The 13693-nt window shown below is 58.3% G+C and carries 11 protein-coding genes; 1 reads left to right on the top strand and 10 read right to left on the bottom strand.

What is annotated here, in order from left to right; translation table 11 throughout:
• Nucleotides 1-23: 23 nt before the first annotated feature.
• The 10 genes from DN745_RS15080 to pilB all read right to left on the bottom strand — a co-directional run bounded on the left by DN745_RS15080 (nt 24) and on the right by pilB (nt 12277).
• Nucleotides 24-806, bottom strand: a complete 783-nt coding sequence (locus DN745_RS15080; protein WP_111336104.1) for an ABC transporter permease — start codon at nt 804-806, stop codon at nt 24-26.
• A gap of 118 nt (nt 807-924) precedes the next feature.
• A complete protein-coding gene (locus DN745_RS15075; RefSeq protein ID WP_204355011.1) occupies nt 925-1863 on the bottom strand; it encodes an ABC transporter ATP-binding protein in 939 nt (312 codons plus the stop codon).
• A gap of 1 nt (nt 1864) precedes the next feature.
• On the bottom strand, nt 1865-2803 hold the full coding sequence (locus DN745_RS15070; RefSeq protein ID WP_133622004.1) for a hypothetical protein: 939 nt from the start codon (nt 2801-2803) through the stop codon (nt 1865-1867).
• A 166-nt stretch (nt 2804-2969) separates the two neighbouring features.
• Nucleotides 2970-3620 carry a type IV pilin protein gene (locus tag DN745_RS20035; RefSeq protein WP_111336100.1) on the bottom strand — a complete coding sequence of 217 codons (651 nt, stop codon included), beginning with the start codon at nt 3618-3620 and terminating at the stop codon, nt 2970-2972.
• Between the two features lie 363 nt (nt 3621-3983).
• Nucleotides 3984-4472: a type IV pilin protein gene (locus tag DN745_RS20030; RefSeq protein ID WP_111336098.1), complete on the bottom strand. Its 489-nt coding sequence runs from the start codon at nt 4470-4472 to the stop codon at nt 3984-3986.
• Between the two features lie 112 nt (nt 4473-4584).
• Nucleotides 4585-6009, bottom strand: coding sequence for a sigma-54-dependent transcriptional regulator (locus tag DN745_RS15055; protein ID WP_111337738.1), 1425 nt, complete (start codon nt 6007-6009; stop codon nt 4585-4587).
• 234 nt (nt 6010-6243) lie between these two features.
• Nucleotides 6244-7989: a two-component system sensor histidine kinase NtrB gene (locus DN745_RS15050; protein ID WP_111336096.1), complete on the bottom strand. Its 1746-nt coding sequence runs from the start codon at nt 7987-7989 to the stop codon at nt 6244-6246.
• Between the two features lie 12 nt (nt 7990-8001).
• The gene (locus DN745_RS15045; protein ID WP_111336094.1) at nt 8002-9207 is read right to left on the bottom strand and encodes a type II secretion system F family protein; all 1206 of its coding nucleotides are present in this window, start codon (nt 9205-9207) and stop codon (nt 8002-8004) included.
• Between the two features lie 150 nt (nt 9208-9357).
• A complete protein-coding gene (locus tag DN745_RS15040) occupies nt 9358-10491 on the bottom strand; it encodes a type IV pilus twitching motility protein PilT (protein WP_111336092.1) in 1134 nt (377 codons plus the stop codon).
• Between the two features lie 64 nt (nt 10492-10555).
• The gene (pilB, locus tag DN745_RS15035) at nt 10556-12277 is read right to left on the bottom strand and encodes a type IV-A pilus assembly ATPase PilB (protein WP_111336090.1); all 1722 of its coding nucleotides are present in this window, start codon (nt 12275-12277) and stop codon (nt 10556-10558) included.
• 462 nt (nt 12278-12739) lie between these two features.
• Here pilB and DN745_RS15030 point away from each other — a divergent pair, with 462 nt between their 5' ends.
• The gene (locus tag DN745_RS15030) at nt 12740-13690 is read left to right on the top strand and encodes a hypothetical protein (protein WP_111336088.1); all 951 of its coding nucleotides are present in this window, start codon (nt 12740-12742) and stop codon (nt 13688-13690) included.
• The last annotated feature ends 3 nt before the right edge of the window (nt 13691-13693 follow it).

The raw sequence follows: 13693 nt of genomic DNA, 5'->3' as shown, positions 1-13693 counted from the left end.
AATCCGGGCGGATGAAAAGCGATTCAGACGAAATCACGTCGCGAAAAGATTATCATGGCCAGTAGCATCACGATCGCAGTGTAAGCGGAGGCGTACCAAACTGCCGAGCCCAAATACGCCGCGCTGACCGGGACTGAATAGGTGATAACCTCGGCAAGGTTAAGCGATTCGAGGTTGGGGAGCAGGTATTGGACCGCCCAGATGACGCGCCAGATGGGGTTATGTTGGGAACGCAGGAGTTCTTCGACCTGGGCGAGTTGGGTCATCAGGTTGCCGGCGATAAAGATCGCGACGCTGACCATCCCCGAGAGCAGCGGTGAGGAGAAACTCGCCATCAACATCGCGATGGCGGTGATGATGCTGAGTTGCAGCAGGAGCGTCACGTGGCCCCAGGCGAGCGCGGCGGTGATTTCGCCGCCTTGAAGCAGGATAACGCCCGACGAGATGGCGAAGAGGGCGGTCAAAATTGCGCTCAGCAGAAGTTGAATGCCGGTGAATTTGCCGACCAAAAACTCCCACCGGCGGATGGGTTTGGACAAAATCGTGTAGATCGTTTGCTTCTCGATCTCGGTGTGGAGCAGCGTCACCGAGGAGTAGACGGTGATGACCATCGCGAAGATCGAGGTGGTAAAGAACGTGAGATCACGCGCGACGCGCACCTCATTATGCAGGCTCAGCTCGCCGAACGCGATACTCATGACGATGAGCAGCACCGCGAAGAAGATGAGGCTTCCGAAGATTTTGTTGCGCACTGCCTCGCGAAAGGTGTTGAGGGCAATGGCGGTGTTGACGCGAATCCAACGCATGGGAAAACCTTGTATGAGATATAGGGCGCGGCTGTTTTTGGTCGCCCTGCAATGCGTGGTAGGGTGATAATCATTTTCGCGCTAACGCGCGATGCGAGTGAGGACACTCGCGCTCCATTTAGCTTATATTCTCGGCGCGCGTGTCGCGCAAAAATACATCTTCCAGGTCTTCTTTTTGGGGCGTCACCGAGTGGACGGCGCCGCCCAGGCGATAGACCTCGGCGATCGTTGCTTGAAGGGCTGCTTCGTCGCCTAATTCAAGGGCGATGAGATCGCCGCGGGCGTCGACTGTGTCGATATCCGAGAGGCTTTTGGCCTTGGTGAGGTCGAGGCCGCGGATGAGAACCTCGACGGCTGCGGCGCGCCCTCCGGTGAGTTCTTGGAGCGTGCCTACTTCGCGCACGGTCCCCAGGTGCATCAGCGCGACGCGGTCGCAGACGGCTTCGACATCGGGGAGGATATGACTCGAGAAAAAGACCGTTTTGCCCCGACGTTTGAGGTCAAAGATCAGGTCGCGCACGTCTTTTCGTCCCATCGGGTCCAGGCCGCTCTGCGGCTCGTCGAGGATCACCAATTCAGGGTCGTTGATCAGCGCCTGGGCCAGGCCTGCGCGCTGGCGCATGCCTTTTGAGAATTTGCGAAGGGGGCGGTTCTGGGCGTGTGCGAGGCCGACCTGTTCGAGCAATTCATCGGCTCGTTTGTGAATAACGCTGCGTTTTAGGCCGTGAAGGCTGCCATAATAGGTGATGAGTTCGCGGGCGGTGAGGTGATCGTAGAAATAGGGGTTTTCGGGCAAATAACCCAACTTTGCGCGTGTTCTTACGTGGTCGACCGGCTCGCCGAAGAGGCTCATCGAACCCGCGTCGGGGCGGATGAGGCCGGTCAGCATCTTCATCGTCGTCGTTTTGCCCGCGCCGTTTGGCCCGACCAATCCAAAGATCTCGCCGCGACGGACTTCGAAGCTAACATCGCGCACAGCTTCGACTTTTTTTCGCCAAAAGCCGATGCGAAAAGTCTTTTGCAGGTTTTGAGCTTTTAGGAGGATTTCGTCGTTCATGTTATCGGCTGGGTGTCGCGGTGGCGGAGTCAAATTCCTTTGGATTGACGATCGTACTCCAGAGGTCGACCGGCAGGTAGTTTAATCTTTGAGTATGCTCGGTTTGGAGACGCTGAGTATAATCGCGCGCACGCTCAAAAGCGGTATTCTCATCGATTCCATATCGACTCAGCAATCCAGCGAGTCTCGCGCGGGTATGTGGGTCGGGCGCCAGGAGATAGAGGCGAAGATAGGTTTCCTTTTCATTCTCACTGAGCGTTGTGCTGGGCGCTGCGCTCGGGTTTTCACCATCGCTTAATTCTGCTTCGAGCCTGGCCTTGCGTCCATAAAAATAGTCGAGCAAAAATGGCACATTTGAAGATGCGCCAGGCAATTTCGCTGCGTATTGCAGATATTCGATGGCCTTGATGGATTCTCGTAATCGACGGGGCGCCGGAGCATCTGCGCTGTAACCGATATAATTGGATGCGGCGGTTTCGGGAAGGCGGTGGTCTCGAGGGAAGTATTTCATGCCGCGTTCTAAGAATTGATTTGTTTTCTCGATGCGTTCTTCGCTGACGGGATGTTTAGCGCCGATATAGACATCGGGATACCATTTATAAAGGGCATAGAAATAGGGATCCAATTCGCTCGCGGAGATAATATATGTCGGCAAATGTTCGAACGATTGATTTCGGGTCATATTGCGACCGGAATAGACAAGCGACTTGATCCAGAGAAAATCACTTACGAGCGTGTGATAGTTTAGAAATCCTGTCTTAAGCGCGCTGGATGACGGAAGACTATAAGTTCGCTCGGATGGTGACCCCCCGAGTAAAAGGTGGCGTTGTTCGAGTGAGAGTTTGGCCAGAAGAATGTTAAGCAATAATAAGATTAACAGCGTCCAGGCAAGGGTTGTTTGAACAAGTTTGCTTCGATGGAATTGCTTGGGCTTCTTCATGCTTCGTCTGGATTATCTAGGTTTGGTTGCGCTTTGCTTGGATGGCAATTAATTCACCATATTAATCTATCGAATGGCAATTGCTGGTGCTTTTATAAAAAATGCCGCCTCGCAAATTTGCGAGGCGGCATTTTTTACGCTGATAATGGTTCCGAATCAAATAGGCTTATTCGAATTCATTGCTGACGACAGCCGGGCCAACGCGGACTTCTTGACTCGCGGGGTTGACGTTTACCGTCTGTGATACTGTGTGAGCGACAGTGTCGCCAGTTTTGAAGTTAGCGATAGCAGTGATCTCAGCCTTCGCGGTATTTCCTTTGTCAGTACTCGCGTAGTTATACATGAAATACAGCGGATCCTCGAGGCTCAGATTAAGCTTGTTTGATGCCGCTTTGAAGGTTGCAGTTGTAGGCACCATTGGAAGGTACTTCGAGCCACCAGTTGGCGCATTACCGGCCGTGCCGAGAGCTTCCGTTCCAAGAATCGTATTGAATTTATAGTCTGTTCCGCCAGGAAACACATAGTTATCCCAAATAACCGGATAACCAGGTGCTTTGGTCTGGTCATTTGCAACTGACGCATGCCAGGGTTGGTCACCATCGGCGGCGGCTGCGTATTTCTGCTCGCTCGTGAAATAGGTCTTCGCACCCTCAGACATCTTCTTCATGATACCCGTCGCCTCAGCAGCCTTCGAACTCTTGATATATTTCAAGAAAGCCGGGATAGCGATGGCGGCCAGGATGCCGATGATGGCGACAACGATCATCAACTCGACGAGGGTGAAACCTTTGTTCTTGTTTCGAAGATTTTTCAACATGGGTGACTCCTTTCGGGGTTTTTGCGCTTGTCCACTACGGAGGCTGCGCCTGGGGTTCTCAGAAGTTTGTACGCGGCTTCGCGATACGCTTCTGAAGGTTTGCAAGTATGTTGCCAGGTTGGGGGGATTGGCAAGTTTTTTTATTTTTATGTGTTGATTGGTGGGGGTGGGGGTGATTTATGCCTTCGATGCCGGGGCTGGCTGTGTCCTATTGGGGGGCTAAAGCGTTTTATTGCGGCTCTGCTATTTCTTTTGCCAGACCTTGTAGGTCTGGCTCCGGGGGAGGGGAGGAAGGGAGGCGTCGGCTTATTGCGGATTGCGTCGCAACGCGGTGACGCTGAGCGTCACCGCTGACAAAAAACGTCACATTCCTTCGTTGAGGACCACCGGGCCGGGGAGTTCATTATTAAGGATGACCGTGGTGGCCTTGCCGTCGCCTGTTTTGAAGTCTTGGCGCACGCGTACGGCATACCAGATGGAGCCAAAGCTGGGGTCGACGCCGTCGCAGATTCCACAAGTGGTCGCGGTGGAGTCGCCGGCGACGGTTTGAATCGTGATGTCTGAGGTTAGGCCCTTCTTCGAGAAGCCGAGCAGATTCTCCCATTGGGCGTTGCCCTCCGCATATTTAACCGTGGGGGTAAAATAGCCGGAGTTCTGGGATTTATATTGCTCCTGAGCCTTGGCGACTTCCATTGCGTATTGTTTTAGCCGTGTGATTTTGGCGGATTGGACATATTTCGTATAGGCAACGCTCCCAATGGCGGCCAGGACGCCGACGATGGCAACAACGATCATGAGCTCGACGAGCGTGAAGCCGCGGGTGCTGGTGCGTTGGGTCTTGAATCTATTCATTGTCTTTCCTGGGGCGGCGCGGGTGAGTGAATGATATTGGTAGATAATAGCTTTGCGTGGTCATTGTAGCGTTGGAGCAATAATCGCGCCAGTGCTGCGGGTTCGCACGGACTCACTCCGAATCATCCATCCCATATTTTTTCAGACGGTAGCGCAGGCTGCGAAACGTGATGCCCAGGAGTTCGGCGGCGCGGGTTTTGGCGCCGTCGGTGCGCTCCAGCGCTTTGGTGATGAGCTCGCGCTCGAGCTGGGCGACCATTGCTTCGAGGTCGAGGCCGTCGGCGGGGATCTCCAGATCGTGGGCGGCGCGCGCGAAGCTCTGCTCCTGCAGGTGCGGGGGCAGCACGTCCGGGAAGATCATATCGCCGCGGGTCAGCGTGACGGCGCGCTCGATGATATTCTGCAGCTCGCGCACGTTCCCGGGGTAATCGTAATTGAGCAGGATGCGCATCGTGCTGGAGTCGATGCCCATGATGTCGACGCCGCCGAAGTTGGCGGGGCGCTTGGCCGCGAGCTCGTTGACGAAATGCTCGATGAGGAGCTTGAGGTCGGAGCCGCGCTCGCGCAGCGGCGGCACCTCGATCGGGATGACGCTCAGGCGGTAGTATAGGTCTTCGCGAAAGCGCCCCTCTGCGACCTCTTCGCGCAGGTCGCGGTTGGTCGCGGCGAGGATGCGGCAGTCGACGGTGAGCTCCTGGGCGGCGCCGACGGGGCGCACCTTTCGCTCCTGCAAAACGCGCAGCAACTTCACCTGCATCGGTTGGCCGAGCTCGCCGATCTCATCGAGAAATACCGTGCCGCCGGCCGCGGCCTCGAAGAGTCCTTTTTTATCCTGGGTGGCGCCGGTGAAGGCGCCTTTTTTGTGGCCGAAGAGCTCGCTTTCGATGAGGTTCTCGGGGATAGCGCCGCAGTTGATCGGCAAAAACGGTTGCTTGGCGCGGGCGCCCTTTTGGTGAATCGCGCGCGCGACCAACTCCTTGCCCGTGCCGGACTCGCCGCTGATAAGAATGGTCGCGGGGGCGTCGGCGACGCGCGCGATCATCTCGAAGACGTGCTGCATCGGCTTGGACTGCCCGAGCATCTCGGCGAACCCCTGCGAGCGGTCGAGGCTTTCTTTGAGGTAGAGGTTCTCGCGCAAGAGCTCGAATTTTTCGAGGGCGCGCCGCACGACCACCTGAACCTGCTCGAGCTTGAAGGGCTTGGTGATATAATCGTAGGCGCCGGCGCGAATCGCCGAGACGGCGGTCTCGGGCGAGGCGAAGGCGGTCATGACGACGACCTGGCAGGCCGGGTCGGTCTCTTTGATCGCGCGCAACACTTCGATGCCGCCGACCTCCGCCATCTGCAAGTCGGTCAAGACCACGCTGAATCGCTCGCCGGCGTCCAGGCGGCTCAGGGCCTCTTCGCCGGAGGCTGCGGTGGTATGCGCGAGGTCCTGTTTTTTGAGCATGATCGACAGGAATTGTCGCATGCTCTGCTCATCGTCGATGATGAGGATGGGCGGCTGATTTTCGATGGGGGAAGATGGCTCATTCATGGGCAGAACATAGCGCAAATGGTTGTGGTTGGGCAATCGGTCAGCGGTTGCCGGTCGGGTCCGAAATATGGCGCTGAGCTAATATCTTTTGGGTCGGCTGTTTGAGAGCAGAGCCGGGATAGTCATCCGAGATCGGTTGCAAGCGTTCAGTGGGTATCACAAATGGGAGCCAGGTCATCTTGACCTGGCAGTAAAAGCCCTGTTTTTCCAGACCTAGAAGGTCTGGCTTCGAGGTCAAAACAAGTCTGCTGAACGCTCGAAATTGGTGTTGTCGGATTTGTCTGCCAGACCTTGAAGGTCTGGCTCCGGAGAACTTAGTGAAGTTGCTACCGGAAATTCGATATCGAAGCGGGCGCCGCCTAAGTCGTCGGATTGAGCGGCGTGGATGCGGCCGTCGTGCTGTTTTATGAGCCGGTGAATGGTCGCCAGGCCCAGGCCGGTGCCGGTCTCCTTGGTGGTGAAGAAGGGCTCGAAGATGCGCTCGAGCTGGGGGGCGGGGATGCCGGGGCCGTTATCTTCGACGCTGATGCGCCATTGGGTTTGGGCGTCGGTTCGCGCGATGGAGACGCGGATACGGCCGGCGCCGTCGGCGTCGGGCATCGCCTCGCGGGCGTTGTTGAGCAGGTTCCACAGGATCTGGCGCAGCGCTTCACGGTCGACCGGGGCCGGGGCGGCGTCGAGGTCGTCGGGGAACTCCAGATCGACCTGCAAATGGGCGTCGGATTTCTTGTTCTGAAAGAGGCCGATAACCTCGCCGGTCATCTTGATGAGATCGGTGTCGACGATATTGAGCGGGCGAGGGCGGCTGAAGTCGAGGAAGTCGGTGATGAGGTGGTTTAGGCGGTCGACCTCGCGCACGATGATGCGCATGAGCATGGCGTCGTCTTCGTCGAGGTCGGCCATCGATTCGAGCATCTCGACCGAGCCGCTGATCGAGGCCAGGGGGTTGCGAATCTCGTGAGCGATGGAGGCCGCGAGTTGGCCGATGGCGGCCAGGCGCTCGGCGCGTTTATTCTCGAGTTCGAGCTTTTTGACCTCGCTAAGGTCTTGGAAAATAACGATACGCCCGGCGTTTTGATGCTGGGAATTGAGCAGCGGCGAAACCGAAAAACCCAGGCAAATTTCGTCGCCACCCGGGCGTGTATAGTTGCTCTCGAGACGCGGCATATCGGGGTTCTCGCCGAGCCTATCGGCCAGCTCAGGGAAGACTTTGGCGAGCGGGTTGCCGTAGGCTTCGGAGGCCGTGTGGCCGGTGATATCTTCGGCGGCGCGGTTAAAAAAGATGATGCGATCGTCGGTGTTGATGGTGAGCAGGCCGCTGTTGAGGCTCTCGAGGATATTGGCGTTAAGCGCGCGCAATTCCACCACATTTGAATGCTGGCGCTCCAATTCTCCGGTGACCTCGCCGAGGCGATTGGCCAGGTAGCCGGCGAGGATGGCGACGAGGTAAGCGGCTGAAATATGGAGGCTTATTTCGTAGAGCAGCGCGCCGGTTGTGCGTTGGGTACGCATGACCTCGATATCAGGGAACACCAGGATCTGGGTGGCGCCGAGGGCCAAATAGATGAAGACGACGGCGGTCGCGGTGGCGGCGAGCAGGGCGGTGCGGCGCCCGGCGACGCCGGCTGCGTTGATGATGGTGATATAGAAGAGGAAGACGAAGAGGCTATCGAGCCCGCCGGTGGCGATCACCAGAATCGCGGTGAGCAGCATGTCTCCGGCGATTTGCAGGACCGCCAATACTTTGAGGTTTCGCACAAAGCGCAACCCCACGGCGTAGACGATCGTGAGCAGATAAGTGCCTACGATCAGCGATAAAAATGTGAGGTTTTCGGGGTCTGCGAGGCTGGAGAGCGCGGAGGCGTTGGTGACGACCGCGCCGCCCAGCAGAATCGTGACGATGGCGACGCGGAATGCGAGGAGCACGCCGAGTCGCTCGCGCAACGATATTTCGGGGAGTTCCCGGGATGAAGGGCTCATGGGAGCGTTGGATTAACCCTTGATATTGCCGGCCATGGTGAAGATCGGCAGGTACATCGCGATGAGCATGCCACCGACGATGATACCCAGGAAGACCATCATTAACGGCTCAAGCATCGAGGTGAGGTTATCGACGGCGACGTCGACCTCTTCTTCGTAGAAGTCGGCGATCTTTGTGAGCATGACGTCGAGGGCACCGGTGGACTCACCGACGCCGATCATCTGGACGACCATGGGCGGGAAGACGCCGGTCTCCATCAGCGGGTCGACCATATTTTGGCCCTCGCTGATGCGCTCACGGGTGTATAAAATCGCCTTTTGGACGGTCATATTGCCGGCGGTATTGGCGACGATCTCGAGCGCGTCGACGATCGGCACACCCGAGGACACCATCGTCCCGAGGGTGCGCGTGAAGCGGGCGACGGCGGTTTTTCGCACCAGGGGGCCGAAGAGCGGCACTTTTAGGATAAAGCGGTCGATGACGGCGCGGGTCGGCTTATAATTCATCGTCCAGGTGGTGAGCATGACAAAAGCGATCATGCCGCCGACGAGGATGAAGAAGTTGTCCTGGGTAAACTCGGAGATATCGATGACAACCTGGGTGGGGGCGGGCAATTCGCCGCCGCCCATCTCGGCGAACATCGATTCGAAGGTCGGGATAACTTTATAGAGCAGCACGAAGACGACCAGCACTGCGATGACCATAACGATGGTCGGGTAGGAGAAAGCAGAGCGGATTTTGCGGCGCAATTGCGCCGTCTTCTCGATCTGAGTCGCCAGGCGATTCATGATCGTGTCGAGGATACCGGCGGCTTCACCGGCGGCGATCAGGTTGACGTAGAGGTTGTCGAAGGCGCCGGGGTGTTTGGCCATGGCGTCGGCCAGGGTCGAACCCGATTCGATATCAGCGCGGACCTGGGTAAGGATCTTTTTGAAACCGGCGTGCGGCTCCGCGCCGCCGAGGAGTTCGAGGCATTGAACCAGGGGCAGACCCGCGTCGATCATCGTCGCGAATTGCCGGGTGAAGACGACCAGGGTTTTGAGCGGAACGCCGCCGCCGAATTTAAAGGCAGAGGGATCGCGCTTTTTTCGGACCTTTCCGGGGCTGATGTCCTGGCGTTGAAGGCGGTCTCGGACCTCTTGAGGCGAGGTCGCCTTCATTTCTCCGGAACGGGTTTCTCCGGATGCTGTGGTTCCTGTCCAGGCAAAAACTGGCATTGCTGATTCCTGATAGTCGCTTGCGTTAAATCGCGCTCTTTGGGTCCGGAGCTTCCAAACACGGCCTAGTTCAACACGAGGCGGCCGAAGTGTCAAAAAACTTATGCGTTAATAAGGTTGATATCTTAAGAACGCCTGGCTCTAGGCTATTTAGGTGTAGCGAATTTTTCGATTACGCCCGCCCGCGGAGTCGGTCTTCGTGCCGCGTTTTCGCGCGCCGCCGCCCTGCTCGATCATGGTGCGCAGCTCGTCGGGGTCGGAGCTGCGCGCGAGCGCGTCGTTCAGGGTGACCTCGCCGCGCTGCAGCAGGCTATAGAGCGATTGGTTCATGGTCTGCATGGCGTTGCGGGCCTGGCCGACCTGCATGGCGCTGTAGATCTGGTGGACCTTGTCTTCGCGGATGAGGTTTCGGATGGCCGGGGTCGGGATCATGACCTCGACCGCGACGGCGCGGCCTTTGCCGGAGGCGTGCGGAATCAGCTGTTGGCTGATCACGCCCTCGAGCACAAAGGAGAGCTGCGCGCGCACCTGCGCCTGCTGGTAGGGCGGGAAGACGTCGATGATGCGGTTGATGGTCTGCACGCAGCCGTTGGTGTGCAGCGTGGCGAAAGCCAGGTGACCGGTCTCACTGATCGACAGGGCGGCCTCGATGGTCTCGAGGTCGCGCATCTCGCCGATGAGGACGACGTCGGGGTCCTGGCGCAGCACGTAGCGCAGCGCGACCTTAAAGCCGCTGGTGTCGGCGCCAATTTCGCGCTGATTGACGATGCAGTTTTTATGCGGGTGCAGATACTCGATCGGGTCTTCAACGGTCAGGATATGCAGGCGCTTCTCCTCGTTGATCTTGTTGATCATCGAGGCGAGGGTGGTCGATTTACCCGAGCCGGTGGGGCCGGTGACGAGCACGAGTCCGCGGGGCTTCTCGGCCAATTGCCCGACGATATTGGGCAGGCCGAGCTGGTCGATGCCGAGGATCTCGAAGGGGATCGTACGGAAGACGCCGGCGACCGCCCCGCGCTGCATAAACACGTTGCCACGAAAGCGGCTTAGCCCCTTGACGCCAAAGGAGAGGTCGAGCTCGTTGTCGGTCTCGAACGCTTGCTTTTGGGAGTCGGTCAGCACGCTATAGCAGAGCTGACGGGTCTCCTGGGGCGACAGGCGCGTGGTCTTAAGCGGCACGAGGGTGCCGTCGATGCGCAGCTGGGGCGGGGAGCCGACGGTGATGTGGAGGTCACTCGCGCCCTTGTCGACCATGATTTTGAGCAATTGATGTAGGTTTGCCATCGTTCAATACCGTCGGAATAAAGGGATGCTCATCGCGGGTGAATCGGCGTCATAATAAGTCGGATCAGCCATCGGGAGCGGTGTTTCGCACGACCTCTTCGGGGGTGGTCACACCCTCGAGCATCTTGTTGATGCCGGCCATGCGTAGTGAGTTCATGCCCATGCGGATGGCCTCGGCCTTGAGCTCGGCGGTGGAGTAGCCCTGCAAGATATAGTCTTTGAGCTCATCGGTACAGCGCAAGACCTCGTAGAGAGCGACGCGGCCCTTATAGCCGCTCTCGCCGCAGGTCGCGCAGCCGCGGCCCTTGTAGAGCGGCCGGTCGAGCATGGCCTCGGGGACCTGCATGTCGAGCAGCGTCTGGCGCGGGTATTCGTGGACCTCTTTGCAGTCCTGACAGATACGGCGCGCGAGTCGCTGGGCGACGATAACGTTGACCGCCGAGGTCACCAGGAACGGCTCGATGCCCATATTGAGCAGGCGGTTGATGGTGCTCGGCGCGTCGTTTGTATGCAGGGTGCTCAGGACCATATGGCCGGTGAGCGCTGCCTTGATCGAGATCTCGGCGGTTTCGAAGTCGCGAATCTCGCCGACCATGACGATGTCGGGGTCCTGGCGCAAGAAGGAGCGCAGGGCGGCGGCGAAGTTCAGGCCGATGGACTCCTGCATCTGGCATTGGTTAACGCCTTGCAGGTTGAACTCGACGGGGTCTTCGGCGGTCGAGATATTCTCGCTGGATTTGTTGAGCTCGCTGAGGGCCGAATACAGCGTGGTGGTCTTACCCGAACCGGTGGGGCCGGTGACCAGGCACATGCCGTAGGGTTGGTGGATGGCCTCCAGGAACCACTCGAGCGGTTGTTTCTCGAAGCCGAGCTTGGTCATGTCCAGCTCGAGGTTGGACTTGTCGAGCAGTCGCAAAACGATCTTCTCGCCAAATAGCGTCGGCAGGACGCTGACGCGGAAGTCCATCTCGCGGTTTCGGCCCATGCGCAATTTGATACGCCCGTCCTGGGGGAGGCGCCGCTCGGCGATGTCCAGGTTCGACATGATTTTAAGGCGCGAGGTGATCGCGTTCTTGAGCTTGATCGGCGGGCGCATCACCTCTTCGAGGACGCCGTCGACGCGGAAGCGCACGCGGAAGTCTTTCTCGTAGGGCTCGACGTGGATATCCGAGGCGCCGCGCTTGATGGCGTCGACCAAGATGAGGTTGACCAGGCGGATGACCGGCGCGTCTTCGGAGGCGTTGGCCAGGTCGTTGATGTCGAGCGCGTCGTCGTCGCCGTCGACATAGTCGACGTCGTCGATGTCCAGGTCGCCCAGGATCTCGTCATAATTATATTCGATGCCCGACTGCACACCATAATAGGTGTTGATCGACTGCTCGATGGAGGACTCGCTGGCCACGACGACTTCGATATTATAGCCGGTCATGAACTTCAGGTCGTCGATCGCGTAGATATTCGACGGGTCAGCCATCGCGATGACGAGCGTGGAGCCCGAGCGGTTCACCGGCAGGCATTGGTGGCGCTCGCAGACCTCGCGCGGGATCAGCTCGATGATATTCTCCGGGATCTTGATATCGGAGAGGTTGACCGAGGGGACCCCATAGTGGCGGCTCAAGAACGACGTCAGCTCGCCTTCTTCGACATACCCGAGTCGGGTGAGCTCGTAGCCAAGGCGGCTGCCCTCGCGTTGCGAGCGTTGCTGAGCCTTGCGAAGTTGGATGGGGGAGATAACCTTCTCGCGCAGGAGAAGTTCGCCAAGCCGGTGAGTTGAATTATTCGACATAGATACGGGCGCCGTGGGTGGGTCGGTTAGTCTGGGACAATGCTCGGTGCAGCGAAGAGTCGCCTCGGTTGTCCAATAATTAACGCAATACTGGGGGCGAGATTAGCAGTGTCTGTCGCGATCTGTCAATTTAACGCAATGTCACTTTATACGAGGTTTTGATTGCGAGATAAGGGCTTTCAGAAGATTATTTTCCGAGGCCTGACAGCGATAAAACGCCTGCCGCTCGACCCGGCCGAAGCTCCGCTGGAGAAAGCGATCGGGCCGAGACAAACTTAATGCACCAGCGGGGGGATGCGCAAGGGATCGCGCGTTGTTTGTGGGGGCGCAGGGGCGGCGCGGCGGCCGAAAAATTGGCGCTCGCAAGGTTAAGGTTTCGATCCATTTCGTTTCGGCCTATAAGCAAGGCCGAAATCTGTCGGCCTGTTAATTGCGTTATCATTTCCCTGCATTTTAAGATTCATGGACGATAAGCCTGAGCACAACCAGACAAGCCTGTGGGAGCTAGGTTCGGAGGGCCCGCCCAGGGCCGAGCGCGCGCCGCAGCCTGAAGAGGGGCTCACCCACGCCGAGGAGATCTTCGCCGAGGAAGCTCGCGGAGGGCTGGAGCAGCCGCCGGCCGCGCAGGTCGCCACGCGCGGGACGCTGAATATGTCGGAGGTGCCGCTTGAGATGCGCTACCGCCGCCCGGAGGCGCACGCGCTGCATGTGCGCCTGGAGCGTCTATTGGGCGTGGTTGATCTGATCCTCACCGATAACCGTCGTCGCATGTTGTCTTCAAAGCGCGGCAGGAAGCGCATTGAGATTCGCATCCACCATATGTTTATGGGCTGCGATGCGCAGACGGTGGGGGCGATTGCGGATCTATTGGGCGGGGTGAGCAGCGCGCGAAAGGGCGCCCGGGCGATTATTCAGGGGTATATTCGCGACAATCGCGACGCGATTAGCTTCGAGCCCACCGACGACGAGTTGCATACCCGCGGCGAGTTTTTCAACCTCGCCACGGTCCTCGACGAGGTGGTCGAGGGGCTGGAGCCGGCGATGCGCGCGGACCTTCGGGCGATCGGTGATATCCACATTACATGGGGCCGGCGAAGCCAGGGGAATCGGAGCATTCGGTTCGGAAGCTACGATTTCGACCGCAAGTTGATCCGCATCCACCCCGCGCTCGACCGCGACTGGGTGCCGCGTTATTTTGTGGCGTTCATCATCTATCATGAGCTATTGCACGCGCTCTTTCCGCCGATCAGCGGCTGCGCTTCGTCGGTCGAGGGCACGGATTCCAGCGGCACCTCGAAGCGGCGTTTGGTGCATACCCCGGAATTTAACGCGATGGAGCGGCGGTTCCCGGACTACCAAAAAGCGATGCGTTGGGAAGCGGCAAATCTTCGAAAAATTCTAGATCAGAAATAAATA

The organism is Bradymonas sediminis (assembly GCF_003258315.1).
In the GTDB taxonomy this organism is placed as follows: domain Bacteria; phylum Myxococcota_A; class Bradymonadia; order Bradymonadales; family Bradymonadaceae; genus Bradymonas; species Bradymonas sediminis.
The sequence above is the reverse complement of the archived record's forward strand: the minus strand, read 5'-3'. Positions and strand labels throughout refer to the sequence as shown.